The organism is Pantoea sp. R13S299, assembly GCF_048515925.1.
Classification (GTDB): domain Bacteria; phylum Pseudomonadota; class Gammaproteobacteria; order Enterobacterales; family Enterobacteriaceae; genus Pantoea.
In genome coordinates, this window is sequence record NZ_JBLYEF010000001.1 from 1,119,367 (window position 1) to 1,134,795 (window position 15,429).

Below are 15,429 nucleotides of genomic sequence, written 5' to 3' on the forward strand. Positions count from 1 at the left end.
ATGGATTGATGTGTGTGCCGCATGATTGCCTGGCGTTACCATTTAAAAGCATTGTGATTCAGAAGGTTATCGGGGTTGGCGATTTTATCCGCATGTTATCGGCTCTGAGGCGAGTTTGCGGAAATGTGACAGAATTCATAAGCTGGTTACGGGCTTAAAGGGGGATTACGGCCAGTCTGAGGCCAGCCGCTCAGAGCCTGGCGGCAAATGGGGCAGGCCTCAGGCGGGCTGTGTCAGCGAAGGGTGATATCGAAAACCTGACGTAACTGCCGGATGCCCGCCGCCGTAAACGCGACCTCACGATAGCCGGGCTGACGGGTGAGCCAGCCCTGTGCGTCAAAGGCGGTCAGCAGCGCAGCACCCGCGTAGCCGCCGAGATGGAACCGGCGCTCACTCCAGTCGAGACAGCCGCAACACCCCTTGCGGCGTCCGGGTTGTGACAGATCAATCCGCAACGCGGCAAACTGCTGCTCTCCGTAAAGGGTGACCGCGCTGCCCTCCGGCGTGATCCAGCCCTGTTGCGCCATAACGGCGTAGATCTGCACGGCGACTTCGCCTGCCAGATGGTCGTAACAGGTGCGGGCGGTGCGAAGCGATGCTGGCGTGCTGCTCTCTGGCGCGGCGATCCGTTGCCACGACACGCCCATCATGTTCTCAATCAGCGCAGCGACATCACTGCCGGTTAGCCGGTAATAACGGTGACGCCCCTGCGCCACACAGACGATCAGACCGCTGTTAATCAACCGGTTCAGATGCGCGCTGGCGGTAGAGGGCGCCACGTCGGTGACGGCACAGAGTTCCGTGGCGGTCCAGGCGCGTCCATCCATCAGCGCTGACAGCATCCTGACCCGTGACGGATCGGCCATCGCGGCAGCGACGCCTGCAATCGCGTGCTCAAGCGTGTCGCTGTTGTCCGGCGCGTGTTGCGGCTGCGGTCCTGCCATCAGATTACGGTGCCCATTCTGTAGTCAGCCCGGCGGCTGACTGATTGTTATCGGTGATCAGGATCAGCTGGTTAGCGTGATCGCTGTATTGCACCTGGATGTTGATCCCGGCATCGGCCAGGCGTGCCGTAATCGCCCCCAGCTCGCCGGGGCGCTGCTGCGGAAGCCTGCGAATCAGCGGAACGCTGACGGCCTGGACGGCGATCCCTTCTGCTTCCAGCACAGCGCGCGCCCGTTCACCTTCCACGACCAGAAAATGGGCGTGGCTCTGCTCACCAAAAGAGAACAGGCCGCCGCCCTCCAGTCCGATGCCATGACGGCCCAGTAGCGTGGTGAGTCGGGAAAGTGTCCCTGGACTATTTTGCAGGATCACATGAATATCGAACATGTTAACTTACTCCCTGTTGTGAAGCATATTCTCTGACCAGCGTGACGATGCGCAGCCGATAACCGGCAAAAAGGGTCTCACGGCCTTCCTTTTGCGCGGCCTGGTGGCACAGGTTGCGCTTCCAGGCCAGCACCGACTCCTCATCGCGCCACCAGGAGAGCGAAAGAATTTTTTTCTCATTGGTCAGGCTTTGAAAGCGTTCAAGAGAGATAAATCCGCTGTTCTGCATCAGCAGCGGTTTAAGGTCAGCAGCCAGTTGCAGGTAACGCATCTGGTGTTCCGGTCTGGCCTCGGCTTCAAACAGTACGGCAATCATCGCTATTATCCCTGGGTTTAGATTAAAAAAGTTGTGAGCAAAAAGGGTGATAGCGCCAACATAGCGGGCGGGGCGAACCGATGCTTCGGCCGGTGACGAAATATGGCTGTACGGGTGATGTCCAGCCCGTTCACATTTACGATGGAGCAGACGATATGTTCAGCGGACTCAGTGCCTTTCCCCTTACTCCCTTTGTTCATGGCAAGCCCGATGAAGCGGCCTTTTTGCGTCTGCTGCGCAGGCTGACTGAGGCAAAAGTCGACTCCCTGGGCGTGCTGGGGTCAACCGGCAGCTACGCCTATCTGACCCGCCCGCAGCGCAGGCGCATCGCAGAGCTGGCGGTTGAGCATGCAGAGGCGATTCCGGTGATGATCTGCATTGGCGCGGTGAGCACCGATGAGGTGCTGGCACTGGCGGAGGACGCGCAGCAGGCGGGCGCATCCGCGTTACTGCTGCCGCCACTGGGTTATCAGGCATTGAAAGAGGATGAGGTGCTTGGGCTGTTTGAGACTGTGACGCGCCACGTTTCGGTGCCGATCTGCATCTATGACAATCCGGGCACCACCCATTTTACGTTTTCCGATGCGCTGCTGAGCCGGATCGCCGCACTGCCCGGTGTAGGCTCAGTGAAAATTCCGGGTGTTCCGGCGGAGCAGTCCGCAGCGAATGATCGCCTGGCTCAACTGCGCGGCACGCTGCCTGCTTCCGTATCGATTGGCATCAGCGGTGACGCCTCTGCCGCCAATGCGTTGATTGCCGGATGTGATAGCTGGTATTCGGTGTGCGGCGGGCTGTTTCCGCGCGTCGCTAAAGCGATGACCGACGCGGCAGCCGCAGGCGATTATGAGAGCGTCAGGGCGCAATCCGATCGCCTGCAGCCCTTATGGGCGCTGTTCCGCCAGCACGGCGGCAGTTTCCGGGTGATCAGTGCGGCGGCGGGGCTGCTGGGCCTGACCGAACGCGACTGCCTGCCGCGTCCGCTATTGCCGCTCACCGATGGAGATTGCCAGCAGATAGCTGACGTGCTCGCGGCACTCGATCTCGCTTAAATTCAGAAGGCGTTAACCGTGGCGCACCAGGTTAAAGCCTTCCTCCTCCTGCGGTGGTTCGAAATAGCGGGTAATCAGCGTGAACTGCTCGTCCGTGGCGGCAAAGGCGTGTTCGCCACCCTGATTACGGGCGTGCAGCCGCGATTTACAGAGCGCGTCCGGCACGTCCAGATAATGCAGGCGATGATCGGCAGAGGATGCCTCAATCACCGAGCGCATCCAGGCACGATTCGCCCGGGTGTTGGCCGGAAAATCGAGCACCACCGACACGCCCGCGTTTAGCAGCGCCACCAGATGGGGCGTCATCGCCTTTCTGAGTTTTGCCGCAACGCGCACGTAGTCGGCCACCGACTGCATCTCATCCTGATAAAGCGCGGCCAGCCACTGATCCTCGCTGATGACCACGCAACCGGGCACAGCACCCAGCTCCGCTGCCAGCGTCGATTTTCCGGAAGCCATTTTTCCACACAGCAGATGCAGTGTGGCGGTGGAAGAGGTCATGGTCATATCACTCCTGTGGAACCTGATAATGAATCGGTGAAAATTCAGGCTAACAAAAGTGTTGAGAGAGAAGCAATGGGAGTCGTGAGGTCGTTATAATCGGAATAAACGCGCGTAACTGCATCCGCTTCGGTGTGCATGGCGGCGCAAAGGAAAAAGGCGGCTTTTACTGGAGAGGTGACGCGCCTGAACGGGGAAATACGGTCAGGCGAGTTTTCGTGGTGATGCTGTGCGTTGAATCTGCGCTGAACAGCCAGCCACAGGCTTCATTTTTGGGCCATCAGCAACGTAAGCAGTTCACGGCAGCAGGCTTCTTCTTCGGCACTGTCTGCAGAGGCCAGATGACGCAGCAGTTCCATGCAGCTTTTTTCCTTGCCCGCTTCCATTAACTCTTCGATCAGAAAATGGAGTTTGTCCTGCTCAGATGCTGCAAAGGATGAACGGAACTCATTTTTAACCGAGACGTTGTGGTTCAGCGGCAAGGTGAGGGTGTTTTGCATTGGCATATTATTATCCTTGTTCGGGTTAAAAAACGCACTGGTGTTGCTATTAAACTTATACAACGATCCGGGTTTTGTACAGGAATGGGCCTGATTGATTTTTTAGCCGAGGCTAAGCGTAGCGCGGGAACAGATTAACTTTATGTTAGTTAACTGTTTAATCCGGCAATGCGATTCCGGGGATTTATCGATTATTTCTGGAGGATTTTGGGAATAATTAAAAACCAGTGAACTGATGTTTCGCCAGGCGGCCCGGCAGGCCGCGCAGGCAATGTTACTTACAGGAAATCTTCGCGTTGTGGCGTAAAGGTATCCAGCAGCACACCCGCCTCAAGACAGACACAGCCATGAACCACATCGGGTGCTTTGTAGAGTGTATCGCCCGCACCCACTTCCCGCGTTTCGCCATCAATGGTGAAGGCAAAGCGTCCGCTGAGCACATAGGTCAGTTGCTCGTGGGGATGATGATGCAGCGGGCCGACAGCCTCTTTTTCGAAACTCACTTCAACCGCCATCATCGTGCCGCCATGCGCCAGTACGCGACGGGTCACACCGTTACCCAGATCTTCCAGTGGTCGCTCTTTATGGTAGATAAACATCTTTATCCTCATGCGGTAGTGGGCGCTGCAGTGACCATTTTGTGATGGGTCTCACAGCACCAGGGTGAATTAGTCCATGCACTTTAGTGGTTTTTCTCTAAAATGAAACAGTGTTTCATTAATTTTATGAGGGTAGATCATGAAAATCGCGTTAATGATGGAAAACAGCCAGGCCGCTAAGAACGTAACCGTGCTGAAAGAACTGGAAGGCGTCGCGCAGCCGCTGGGCCATCAGGTCTTCAACGTCGGGATGAGCGATGAGCAGGATCACCATCTGACCTACATTCACCTTGGCATCCAGGCCAGTGTGCTGCTTAACAGCCAGGCGGTAGATTTCGTGGTCGCGGGCTGCGGCACCGGCCAGGGCGCGCTGATGTCGCTGAACATTCATCCGGGCGTGGTCTGCGGCTACTGTATCGATCCGGCGGATGCTTACCTGTTCGCGCAGATCAACAACGGTAATGCCTTATCCCTGCCATTCGCCAAAGGGTTTGGCTGGGGGGCTGAGCTGAACCTGCGCTTTATCTTTGAAAAAGCGTTCACCGGCGAGAAGGGCAATGGCTATCCGCCAGAGCGTAAAGAGCCGCAGGTACGCAACGCCGGTCTGCTGAATCAGGTTAAAGCTGCGGTGATCAAAGAGAACTATCTCGACACCCTGCGCGCCATCGATCCTGAACTGGTGCGCACCGCCGTCAGCGGCCCGCGTTTCCAGCAGTGCCTGTCTGAACATGGCAAAAATCAGGAGATCGTTGCCTTTGTGCGTCAGCTGACTCACTAATTCTTCCGATTTCACCGGGCCGGTCTGACCGGCCCTTTTTTATCTTCTTTCTGGGTCAGTTACTCTTCAGCTCTGCTGCGCCAGCGCAGGAGGGCTGTGGCGACTCGCCTCCACCAGCATTCGCGTGTAGGGCATCGCGGCGCGATCGGCCACCAGCGTCGGCACATCCAGCGTCTCCAGCACCTTGCCGTGTTGCATCACCGCCACGCGATGACAGAGATGCGCCACCACGCCAAGATCGTGCGTCACCATCAGATAGGTCAGGTTCTCCTGCTGCTGCAGATCGCTGAGCAGATTCAGGATCTCCGCCTGCACCGAAACATCCAGTGCGGAGGTCGGCTCATCCAGCAACAGCACGCGCGGCTCTAAAATCAGCGCCCTCGCAATCGCCACGCGCTGACGCTGCCCACCGGAAAGCTGGTGGGGATAGCGCGTCTGCCAGGCGCGATTCAGCCCGACCTTATCCAGCATCGCCACCACGCGCTGCTGACGCTGTCCGATGCCCTGAATCTGCAACGGCTCTTCAAGGATATCGCCCAGCGTGTGACGCGGGTGCAGCGAACCGTAAGGATCCTGAAATACCATCTGCACCTGCCGACAGCGCGCCCGATCGATGCGATGAGTCAGCGGCTGGTTTTCAATCGTCAGCTCTCCCTGCCAGTGCGTAAACAGGCCCGCCAGGCACTTCAGTACCGTGGTTTTACCCGATCCCGACTCACCGACCAGCCCGAAGATTTCACCCTGTTTGACCTGCAGATTCACGTCGAACAGCACCTGATTGCGCACGCCCTCATCGCCGAAGCTGAGGTTGAGATTTTTCACTTCGATCATCGCGACTCCTTAGTCGGTTAACCAGCTTACGTGACGTTGTAACACCGGCAGGCGCGTACGGCGTTGATCAAGATCGGGCAGCGCCGCCAGCAGGCCCTGGGTGTAGGGATGCTGCGCGCGGTCAAGTTCACTGGCGGCCAGCGACTCCACGACACGCCCGGCATACATCACCAGCACCCGATCGCAGAAGCTGCGCACCAGACTGATGTCGTGACTGATAAAAATCAGCCCCAGCCCGCGGGCTTTCACCAGATCATCCAGCAGCGCCAGCACCTGCAGGCGAACTGAGACATCCAGCGCAGAGGTCGGCTCGTCAGCAATGACCAGTTCCGGTTCAGTGATCAGCATCATGGCGATCATCACGCGCTGCCCCTGACCGCCGGAAATCTCATGCGGATAGAGCTGATAAACCCGTTCCGGATCGCGGATCTGCACCTCCTCCAGCATCGCCAGCGCCCGCTGACGTGCCGCCGGTTTCTGGTCGCGATGGTGACTGCGCCAGGCCTCGGCGATCTGCTCGCCAACCCGAATCACCGGATTCAGAGAATATTTCGGGTCCTGCATTATCATTGAGATGCGTTTGCCGCGAATGGTGCGCATCTGTGCCGGGCTGGCGTGCAGCAGGTCGATATCGCCAAACTGCATCCGGCTCGCCTCGATGCGCGCCTTCGCCGGATGCAGCTGCAGCAGGGCGCGGCCCACCGTGGATTTACCGGAGCCGGACTCACCGACAATCGCCAGCTTCTCCTGACCGAGCTGAAAGGAGACGCCGCGCACCGCCGGGGTTACCTGGCGTCCGTTAACAAAATTTACGTGCAAATCGCGCACGTCGAGCAACGGCGAGGCGTTACTCACTGCGGGGATCGAGCAGGTCACGTAGGCCATCTCCTAAGAAGTTAAATGCCAGGCTGTTAATCAGGATCGCCAGACCGGGCACGGTGACAACCCACCAGCACTCCAGCATGTAGGTACGGCCGCTGGCGATCATCGCGCCCCATTCGGGATCGGGCGGCTGCGCGCCCAGCCCGAGAAATCCCAGCCCGGCGGCGGTGAGGATAATGCCTGCCATGTTCATGGTGATGCGGATAATCACCGACGGCAGGCAGAGCGGAATAATGTGTTTCCACAGCACCCGCAGCGGCGACGCGCCCTGTAAACGCACCGCCGAGATAAAGTCCGCCTGACGCAGCGACAGTGTTTCGGCGCGCGCCAGACGGGCGATGGGCGGCCACGCGGTGAGCGTAATGGCAATCACCACATGCTCCAGACCCGGCCCCAGTGCGGCAACAAACGCCAGCGCCAGTACCAGGCTCGGAAAGGAGATGAAGATATCGGTGACGCGCATCAGCACGCCGTCGACTTTGCCGCCGAAGTACCCGGCGGTGACGCCCAGCAGCAGGCCCAGCGGCCCGACGGTGACTGACACCAGCAGCACGATGTAGAGCGTGATGCGCGCCCCCCACACCAGACGGCTGAAGATATCGCGGCCAAACTCGTCGGTACCGAACCAGTGCGCCGCGCCGGGCGGCGTTAAGGCGTTGTCCAGATCCTGAATCAGCGGATGATAGGGCGCGATCCAGGGCGCAAACAGCGCCACGATACAGAGCAGCAGTACAATGCCGCCGCCAATGGCGGTCAGGGGATTACAGGCCATGCGCCACAGGAAGTAGCCGCAGCGGGCAGCAAAACGCTGGCAACGTGCCAGTCGCTCACGGGAATGACTGACAGACGCAGCATCAAACGAGATCGTCATACTTTGGTCCTCGGATCGAACACCTGATAAAGCAGGTCGGAGATCAGATTAAGCAGCACAAAAATCAGGCCCACCACCAGCACACAGCCCATTACCGCATTCATATCGCCCAGCATCAGGCTGCCGGTGAGGTAGGAACCAAAGCCGGGCCAGGAGAAGACCGTCTCGATCAGCACCGCGCCCTCCAGCAGCGAGCCATAGGCCAGCGCCACCACGGTCAGCAGCTGCACCAGAATATTGCGGAAGGCGTGCTGCCAGATCACCTGCCATTCGGTCAGGCCCTTGACCCGCGCGGTGAGAATGAACTCCTGTGACAGTTGCGCCAGCATAAAGCTGCGCGTCATGCGGCTGATGTACGCCATGGAGTGAAAGCCGAGCAGTGAGGCGGGCAGCACCAGATGATTCAGCGCGTTCCAAAACACCTGGCTGTTGCCGGCCAGCAGGGCGTCGATCAGCATAAAGCCGGTGCGAGGTGGCACGATGCCATCGAGGCTGAAGTCCACCCGTCCTGCGCCGCCGACCCAGCCGAGATGGGCATAGAACAGCAGCAGGCCCATCATGCCGACCCAGAAAATGGGCGTGGAGTAACCGGCCAGGCTGAGCATCCGCACCACATAGTCGATGACGCTGTTACGACGCGCCGCCGCCAGCACACCCAGCGGCACGCCGAGGCCAGCGCCAATCACAATCGCCAGCGTGGCCAGCTCTACCGTGGCGGGAAAAACGCGCAGCATGTCATGCACCACAGGCTGGCCGGTCAGCAGCGCATGGCCGAGATCGCCATGCAGTAGCGCATTTAGATAGAGGCCAAACTGCACCCACAGCGGTTTATCAAAACCGAGCTGATGATAGACCTGCTGATACGTGGCCTGATCGGCGTCGGGGCCGACAATCGCCAGCACCGGGTCCAGCGGCATCACCCGGCCAATAAAAAAGGTCAGCAGCAGCAGGCCGAACAGGGTAATCAGCACCTGCACCGCGCGATGGCTGATGCGGCGGCAACGATGTCGGGTCAGGGTCAGAATCATGGGGTGCCTCCCGCCAGGGCTTCAGGGGTTTTCCAGACGTCACGCAGGAAGGTGGTCGCGGAAGGATGGGGCTGATACGCCTGCACCCGGTTACTGACCACCACGGAGTCGAGCATTTGTGATATCGGCATCAGTGCAGGCACCAGCTGGTCATAGCGCTGCTGGATGGCGAAATAGTCCTGCTGCTGGCGGGTTTTGTCGCGTTCCACCAGCGCCTGATCGATCATGCGATTGAGCTGCGCGTCGTAGAAACCGGTGCGCCAGCCCTGGAAGTTGGTCAGCCGGGCACTGTCCGCATTGTTCGGGTTGTAAACCAGCGATCGCAGGCTGGAGTGGGGATGCGGCTCGACGCCGCTGCCGCCGCGTCCGACCAGCAGGTTAAACTGGCGATCGCGCATCGCGCCATAAATCTGGTTGCCGGTACCGGTAATGATTTTTGCCCGAATTCCGCCCTGCAGCAGCGTCGACTGCACCGCGATGGCGATATTCAGGAACGGCTGATCAGCCAGCACCCGCAGCGTGGTGTCGAAGCCGTCCGGATAACCCGCTTCAGCCAGCAGCGCACGGGCGCGCGGCACATCGAGCCGGTAACCGGGGTCAGGCAGCGTGGCGGGCATCCCGGCCTGAATCGGGCGCTGATGCAGTTCGCCGTAGCCGGTCATCAGGCTTTTATTGATGCCCTGATAATCGACCAGATAGCGGACCGCCTCACGCACTTTGATATTGCTGAAGTGCGGATCTTTCATGCTCATCGCCAGGTAGTAGAGGGTGCCTTTTTTTACCGCGTCGATGGTGAGGTCGGGATCGTGACGCAGGGCGCGCACGTCGGGGATCGCCATATTACTGGCGATATCCAGATCGCCTTTCTCCATCATCAGCCGCAGGGTCTGCGACTCCTGCAGGTGTCGGAATACAACCCGCGACATCTTCGCCTCACCGCGCCAGTAGTCTGCCGAGCGACTCATCCGCAGCACATCTTTTGCCTGCCAGACATCCAGCCGGAACGGGCCGGAACCTGCCTCATGGGTGGTCAGCCAGCGATTGCCCCAGTCGCCATCGACCTCATGCTGCTGCACCGTTTTGCGGTCCAGCACCACCATGCTGCCCAGCGCAGCCAGCGAGTAGATCACCAGTTGCGGATCGTTTGGCTTGGGCAGGGTGATCACCAGCGTCTGATCGTCGGGGGCGGTGATCATCTGGTCAACGTTGTCGCGGCTGAAACCGTACGATTTCCACACCGATGCCTGTGCCAGATTCAGATGCAGCACCCGCCGCATCGACCAGACCGCATCGGCGCTGGTGAGCGGATTCCCGGAGTGAAACCTGACGTTGTCGCGCAGATGAAAGGTCAGGGTGCGGTTATCCGGGCTGACTGACCAGCGTTCCGCCAGCGCCGGGCGCACCCCGGTGAGCTGCTGCGGATTCAGCTCCACCAGGCCGTCATAAAGATTCACCACAATGCCGACCACTTCGTTGCCGGTCATGGCGGCCGGATCCAGGGTGAGCAGGTTGTTCATGTTCATGCCGACGATCAGCTGGTCATCCGGGGTCTTCGCCTGGATTGACGTACTGCCCGTCAGCACCAGCAGCGTGATCAGCCACGCGCCACATCGTTGTGTCAGGGTCATAGGGAAAGTCCAGCAGGTCAGAGGTTTTTCCCGTTTACCGCGTCGTCAAGGGGTCAGGGGCGCGGTAAAGGGGTTATTATTATTTGCCGTACTTCATTACCAGCGGTTCAGGGTGTGAGTCTCAATCCAGCTGAAGTTGATGTCTTCCCCCAGGCCGCTACGGGTGGGCAGGGTGACGAAGCCCTGATCGTCCATCGGATCAACCAGGCTGTTGAGGTAGGCGGGCGGCGTCTCATAATCCAGGAAGGGATGCAGCAGGCCGCGCTCATACCAGCGGCAGTTACGGATCGCCCCGACCACCGCCAGGCTGGCCGCGCCGTTGCCATGCACTTCGCAATCCATACCAAAGGCTTCAGCCAGATTCGCCACTTTCAGGGTGGCGGAGATGCCGCCCACGCCGTTGGCTCCGGCGCGCAGAATGTCGCAGGCACCGGCACGAACCCAGTCAGCGCGGCTGTGATGTTTGCCACCCAGGCTCTCCGGGCCGAGCACGTCGATAGAGAGGTTGTCCGCCAGCCAGGCGTAAGAGGCCATGCTCTCCTCCTCCATGGGCTCCTCGAACCAGGCGAAGTTAAGCTTTTCCAGTGCCTTGCCGATGGTCAGCGCGTCACTGCGGCTGTACCAGTGGTAGCCATCCAGCATCAGTGCGATATCGGGACCGACCGCTTCGCGGACTGCCGCGCAGGCTTTGATATCCATCGCCGGGCTGGGGGCAAAGGAGACCGGCGGCATCCAGGTGTGCAATTTGATCGCCTGATAGCCGCGCGCCACCAGTTTTTCCGCGAACTGAGCATACTCATCCGGCGTCGATAAACCGCCGCTCAGCTCGTCGCCACACATGGTGCTGCCGTAAGCCGGGATCTTTTCGCGATAGCCGCCCAGCAGTTTGTGGACCGGCTGTTTCAGTTTGCGCCCAATCAGGTCCCAGAGTGCCTGCTCCACTGCGGAGAGCGCCCGCTCGGTGAGCTGATGGGCGCTGCCGCGCTGCCAGTGCGCCAGATCCTGCCACAGACGCTCCCGGTCAAAGGCGTTCTGACCGATCAGCACCTTGCGGAAGAAGGCGTTAACCACGTGAGAGCGCACCACCTCTGGCGGCGCAAAGGCGTAACCGCAGTCGCCATCCTCGCTGGTCAGGGTCAGTAACGCCATCTGCGCATCATTTTCCGGGCCGGGATGGGAGTGGCCAGCGCTGTCGGCGCAGCGCTGGGTGGGATAGGTAAAAAGGGTGACATCAATGGCGCTGATCTTCACGGTTACGCTCCTGTGGCAGGCTTTCCTGATTGATTATTAAAACGCTGTTTCATTTTCAATCTAGCGTTCACAATTCATTAACGCATCAGCCAAAACAATACGATTGACGGCTAATATGTGTGCAACTGCCCAGGGTGTTGTGAACATATTCACGAAAGCTGACCGTTTTGTGAGCCGCGACACGCTGCGCTTTTCTCCTCCTTTAGCTTCCTTTCTGCCTTTTCATCTCAGCCGCAAAAAACATTTAGCCGGGACTTCCCCTGACCGCACTTTTAGGTGATAGTAACGCCGCTTTACATTAATAATTCTCATTATCATTTGTGCGGACTTTTACAATGAAAAAATGGTTTTTAGCGCTGGGGCTGCTCACGCTGGCAGGGACGGCTTCGGCCAAAATGATTACCGATGTCGCAGGCCGTCAGGTCGAGGTGCCGCAGGAGGCCAAACGCATCATTCTGGGTGAGGGCCGTCAGATTTATCTGCTGGCCGCATTTGATACCGATGCCCCGTTTAAACGGGTGATTGGCTGGCGTGATGACCTGCATAAAGCGGACTGGGATGGTTATCAGGCGTATGAGAAACGCTATCCGCAAATCAAAAAATTACCGACCTTTGGCGGCGCGAAAGATGGCACCTTTAACGTCGAGCAGGCGTTAACGCTGAAGCCCGATCTGGTGCTGATGAATCTGGAATCCAAAGCCGCCACCGATGAAGGCAAGCTGATTGAAAAACTGCAGGCGGTCGGCGTGCCGGTGGTGTTTATCGATTTCCGCGAAGCGCCGATGGTGAACGCGGAGAAAAGTATCCGCATCATGGGCGAACTGGTGAATAAACCGGAGCGTGCTCAGGAGATCATCACCTTCCGCCAGCAGCAGATTGACCTTGTCACCTCGCGTCTGAAGAACTTCACCGGCTACCGCCCGAAAGTGATGATTGACCGCGCGGGCGGCTACAGCGACGAGTGCTGCATGTCGTTTGGCAATGAGAACTTTGGTCAGATGGTGGAGATCGCAGGCGGTCGCAACATCGCTAAAGATCTGATCCCTGGCACCTTCGGCACCGTTAATCCGGAGCAGATCATCGCCAGCCAGCCCGATGTGGTGGTGGTGACCGGCGCGAACTGGAAGAACTACAACACGGTGGGCAAATGGGTCGGCGTCGGTCCGGGCGCCAATGTCACCGAAGCCACGGCGCGTCTGAAAGCGCTGATGATGCGTGATGCCTTTAAAACTCTGCCGGTCGCGCATAACGGCAACGTTCACGCCATCTGGCATCAGTTCTACGACAGTCCGTATCAGTTTGTCGCTATCCAAGCGCTGGCAAAATGGCTGCATCCCGATCTCTTTGCCGATCTGGATCCGGACGCCACTTTCCGCACCTTCCACGAGAAGTTTCTGCCGCTGCCTTACCAGCCAGGATACTGGGTGACATTACCCGCTGATAAGCCCTGACAGACCGGCGATGACAGGGACGTCATCCGCCTGATTTGCAATTCCTTCCGAATAAACCCTCTGTTTCTCTTCAGATTTACTAATCTTTTACTGGCGCGGGGTCGGTTGCTCTGAGCAGCGCGACGTCTGACCCAATCCGCATTCACGTTAAAAATGGAGAGAAACATGCGCAATACCCTGGGAAGATCGGCCTTTGCCGTGACGCTGTATGCCCTGCTGGAGCCTGTGCCGCTGGGCTTTTTTGTGGCGGGCTGGCTGTTCGATATTCTCTACATGCAGACCTATGTGCAGTTCTGGACGGATGCCGCCAGCTGGCTGATTGCGCTGGGGCTGATACTGGCGATTGTGCCGCGAATCATCGCGCTGGTTTATCTGTTTCGCGGTAGCGACAGTGCAGAGAAGGCCCATTTCTGGCTGTGGCTGGTGGCGATTGTGATCGCTATCGTCAATGCGTTTATTCACAGTCGTGATGCCGCCGCTGTGATCCCGCTGGGCGTGACGCTTTCGACGCTGGTGGTAGCGCTGCTGCTGCTGGCGAATGTGCAACTTGCGTTACGTCAGCGTAGCGCTTAAGGAGGAGCCATCATGAACATACCGCATAAAACGCTGCTCGCGCTGTCCCTGACCACGTTGCTGGCAGGCTGTGATGATGGTGCGCGGGTCGATCCGCAAAAGCAGACTGGACCGAACCCCGAACTGCCTCAGGCGCAGAACTTCTTTATGCCGCCGATGCAGGTGCCGGAAGGCACGCCCTGGAAAGCCGGTGAAATGCCAAAAGTGGCTGACGGGCTGAAGATTGAAAAAATCGCTGAGAATCTGCAGCATCCGCGTCAGGTTTACGTCCTGCCGAATAACGATGTGCTGGTGGCGGAATCCAACGGGCCACCGAAGCCAACTACCCGGCCGAAACAGCTGATTATGGGCATTGTGCAGAAAGCGTCCGGCAAGGGCGGGGATGGCGGTAACCGCATTACGCTGCTGCGCAACGTCAATGGTAAATGGGAGCAGCACCGCTTTATTGAGAATCTGCACTCGCCGTTTGGCATGCAGCTGATCGGCAATACGCTTTACGTGGCGAATGCCGACAGCCTGGTGAAGTTCCCGTATCGCGAAGGCGAGACGGAGATCCGCACCGCGCCAGAAGAGGTGACGGAGCTGCCGGGCGGACCGATTAACCACCACTGGACGAAATCGCTGTTAGCCAGCCCCGATGGCAGCAAGCTCTATGTGGGTGTCGGTTCTAACAGTAACGTCACCGAGAACGGCATTGGCGCAGAGTATCGCCGTGCGGCGGTGCTGGAAGTGGATGCGGCCAGCGGTGCCAGCCGTATTTATGCCAGCGGACTGCGCAACCCCACCGGCTTACAGTGGGAACCGCAGAGCGGCAAACTGTGGGCCGTCGTCAACGAGCGTGACGAAATCGGCTCCGATCTGGTGCCTGATTACATGACCTCGGTGCAGGATAAAGGCTTCTACGGCTGGCCCTACAGCTACTATGGTCAGCATGTCGATACCCGCGCCGAACCGCAGCGTCCCGACCTGGTAGAGAAGGCGATCAAGCCCGATTATGCTCTCAGTTCGCATGTCGCCCCGCTGGGCCTGCTGTTCTATGGCGCCGATAATATGCCGCAATACCAGGGCGGTGCGTTCATCAGCGAGCATGGCAGCTGGAACCGGACGCCGCTGAATGGCTACAAAGTGGTGTGGGTGAAGTTCGAAAACGGCAAGCCGGTCGGTCAGCCGCAGACGGTGGTCTCAGGGTTCCTGACGGAGGATGAAAAGCAGGTGCGTGGTTTGCCGGTAGGTCTGGCCAGCGACAAACAGGGCGGCGTGCTGATTGCGGATGATGCAGGCAATACCGTCTGGCGAATCAGCGCGGCGAAATAGGTTCTGCGCTGATTTTTTGAGCAGGTGACAGGTATAAAAAAAGGATTTGGCATCTCGCCAAATCCTTTATTTTTTGTTCGCGACCCGGCTGGTAACCGCGCTGCGAACGAGGTGCTCAGCACTCTCCACAAACAAGATTGTAAAATGTGCGGCTAAGGATTTCAAGTTTCGCCAAAATGCTGTATGTTTATACAGGTGTTGAGTGTTGAGCATCGCCTCATTGTCGACTGGCCGCTCCCAGGGGCACGGTTTTAAAATCCCGGCAGGCATCAGGTGGTGCTGGCCTGTGGCTTTAACCATGAGTGCCGCTCAGCCCTCTCCACAAAGATGTGCTTAGGCGCCCGGCGGGTAGAGTCAAAGCCCTGGTTGCCGAACAGCGCGCTCCTGTAAAAGGAGAAGGAAAGTGATGGAACTGACTAAGCTGATTCTGGATCTTATCCGGGTCATCTTGCAGATCATCGTTGCCCTTATGCAACTGACCGGTCACGCAGGTTAACCGGAACTTGAAACAAGGCGGAGCTAACC

The 15,429-nt window shown here is 58.6% G+C and carries 17 protein-coding genes; 5 read left to right on the top strand and 12 right to left on the bottom strand.

The genetic code is table 11. The features are described 5' to 3' along the window. Nucleotides 1–233: 233 nt before the first annotated feature. The 3 genes from ACN1CO_RS05500 to ACN1CO_RS05510 are packed head-to-tail and all read right to left on the bottom strand — an operon-like array spanning nt 234 to nt 1,648. A complete protein-coding gene (locus ACN1CO_RS05500) occupies nt 234–944 on the bottom strand; it encodes an ArsR/SmtB family transcription factor (protein ID WP_419138153.1) in 711 nt (236 codons plus the stop codon). A 4-nt stretch (nt 945–948) separates the two neighbouring features. After that, nucleotides 949–1,332 (bottom strand): amino acid-binding protein, encoded by a 384-nt coding sequence (locus tag ACN1CO_RS05505; protein WP_419138154.1) that lies wholly within the window; start codon nt 1,330–1,332, stop codon nt 949–951. Between the two features lies 1 nt (nt 1,333). Beyond that, nucleotides 1,334–1,648, bottom strand: a complete 315-nt coding sequence (locus ACN1CO_RS05510) for an antibiotic biosynthesis monooxygenase family protein (protein WP_419138155.1) — start codon at nt 1,646–1,648, stop codon at nt 1,334–1,336. 155 nt (nt 1,649–1,803) lie between these two features. Between ACN1CO_RS05510 and ACN1CO_RS05515 the strand changes: the two genes are divergently transcribed. Beyond that, nucleotides 1,804–2,697 carry a dihydrodipicolinate synthase family protein gene (locus ACN1CO_RS05515; RefSeq protein ID WP_419138156.1) on the top strand — a complete coding sequence of 298 codons (894 nt, stop codon included), beginning with the start codon at nt 1,804–1,806 and terminating at the stop codon, nt 2,695–2,697. Nucleotides 2,698–2,709: 12 nt separating this feature from the next. On the opposite strand, the gene ACN1CO_RS05520 is transcribed toward ACN1CO_RS05515, so the two are convergent. The 3 genes from ACN1CO_RS05520 to ACN1CO_RS05530 all read right to left on the bottom strand — a co-directional run bounded on the left by ACN1CO_RS05520 (nt 2,710) and on the right by ACN1CO_RS05530 (nt 4,297). Then, nucleotides 2,710–3,204 (bottom strand): AAA family ATPase, encoded by a 495-nt coding sequence (locus tag ACN1CO_RS05520; protein WP_419138157.1) that lies wholly within the window; start codon nt 3,202–3,204, stop codon nt 2,710–2,712. A 260-nt stretch (nt 3,205–3,464) separates the two neighbouring features. Continuing rightward, nucleotides 3,465–3,704, bottom strand: coding sequence for a hypothetical protein (locus ACN1CO_RS05525; RefSeq protein WP_419138158.1), 240 nt, complete (start codon nt 3,702–3,704; stop codon nt 3,465–3,467). 272 nt (nt 3,705–3,976) lie between these two features. Continuing rightward, the gene (locus ACN1CO_RS05530; protein ID WP_419138159.1) at nt 3,977–4,297 is read right to left on the bottom strand and encodes a cupin domain-containing protein; all 321 of its coding nucleotides are present in this window, start codon (nt 4,295–4,297) and stop codon (nt 3,977–3,979) included. Between the two features lie 139 nt (nt 4,298–4,436). Between ACN1CO_RS05530 and ACN1CO_RS05535 the strand changes: the two genes are divergently transcribed. Then, a complete protein-coding gene (locus ACN1CO_RS05535) occupies nt 4,437–5,075 on the top strand; it encodes an RpiB/LacA/LacB family sugar-phosphate isomerase (RefSeq protein ID WP_419138160.1) in 639 nt (212 codons plus the stop codon). Nucleotides 5,076–5,141: 66 nt separating this feature from the next. On the opposite strand, the gene ACN1CO_RS05540 is transcribed toward ACN1CO_RS05535, so the two are convergent. The 6 genes from ACN1CO_RS05540 to ACN1CO_RS05565 all read right to left on the bottom strand — a co-directional run bounded on the left by ACN1CO_RS05540 (nt 5,142) and on the right by ACN1CO_RS05565 (nt 11,566). Then, nucleotides 5,142–5,906, bottom strand: coding sequence for an ABC transporter ATP-binding protein (locus ACN1CO_RS05540; protein WP_419138161.1), 765 nt, complete (start codon nt 5,904–5,906; stop codon nt 5,142–5,144). 9 nt (nt 5,907–5,915) lie between these two features. After that, on the bottom strand, nt 5,916–6,782 hold the full coding sequence (locus tag ACN1CO_RS05545; protein ID WP_419138162.1) for an ABC transporter ATP-binding protein: 867 nt from the start codon (nt 6,780–6,782) through the stop codon (nt 5,916–5,918). Then, entirely contained in the window at nt 6,754–7,659 is a 906-nt protein-coding gene (locus tag ACN1CO_RS05550; RefSeq protein ID WP_419138163.1) for an ABC transporter permease, read from the bottom strand. The genes ACN1CO_RS05545 and ACN1CO_RS05550 overlap by 29 nt, the downstream gene beginning before the upstream one ends. After that, the gene (locus tag ACN1CO_RS05555; RefSeq protein ID WP_419138164.1) at nt 7,656–8,687 is read right to left on the bottom strand and encodes an ABC transporter permease; all 1,032 of its coding nucleotides are present in this window, start codon (nt 8,685–8,687) and stop codon (nt 7,656–7,658) included. The genes ACN1CO_RS05550 and ACN1CO_RS05555 overlap by 4 nt, the downstream gene beginning before the upstream one ends. Then, entirely contained in the window at nt 8,684–10,210 is a 1,527-nt protein-coding gene (locus ACN1CO_RS05560) for an ABC transporter substrate-binding protein (protein ID WP_419138985.1), read from the bottom strand. The genes ACN1CO_RS05555 and ACN1CO_RS05560 overlap by 4 nt, the downstream gene beginning before the upstream one ends. Nucleotides 10,211–10,411: 201 nt before the next feature. After that, nucleotides 10,412–11,566 carry a mandelate racemase family protein gene (locus ACN1CO_RS05565; protein WP_419138165.1) on the bottom strand — a complete coding sequence of 385 codons (1,155 nt, stop codon included), beginning with the start codon at nt 11,564–11,566 and terminating at the stop codon, nt 10,412–10,414. A 335-nt stretch (nt 11,567–11,901) separates the two neighbouring features. Here ACN1CO_RS05565 and ACN1CO_RS05570 point away from each other — a divergent pair, with 335 nt between their 5' ends. From ACN1CO_RS05570 to ACN1CO_RS05580, 3 genes are all read left to right on the top strand, one after another. Further along, the gene (locus ACN1CO_RS05570) at nt 11,902–13,017 is read left to right on the top strand and encodes an ABC transporter substrate-binding protein (RefSeq protein WP_419138166.1); all 1,116 of its coding nucleotides are present in this window, start codon (nt 11,902–11,904) and stop codon (nt 13,015–13,017) included. 165 nt (nt 13,018–13,182) lie between these two features. After that, the gene (locus tag ACN1CO_RS05575) at nt 13,183–13,590 is read left to right on the top strand and encodes a DUF2231 domain-containing protein (protein WP_419138167.1); all 408 of its coding nucleotides are present in this window, start codon (nt 13,183–13,185) and stop codon (nt 13,588–13,590) included. A gap of 12 nt (nt 13,591–13,602) precedes the next feature. Then, the gene (locus ACN1CO_RS05580) at nt 13,603–14,904 is read left to right on the top strand and encodes a PQQ-dependent sugar dehydrogenase (protein WP_419138168.1); all 1,302 of its coding nucleotides are present in this window, start codon (nt 13,603–13,605) and stop codon (nt 14,902–14,904) included. Nucleotides 14,905–15,429: the final 525 nt, after the last annotated feature.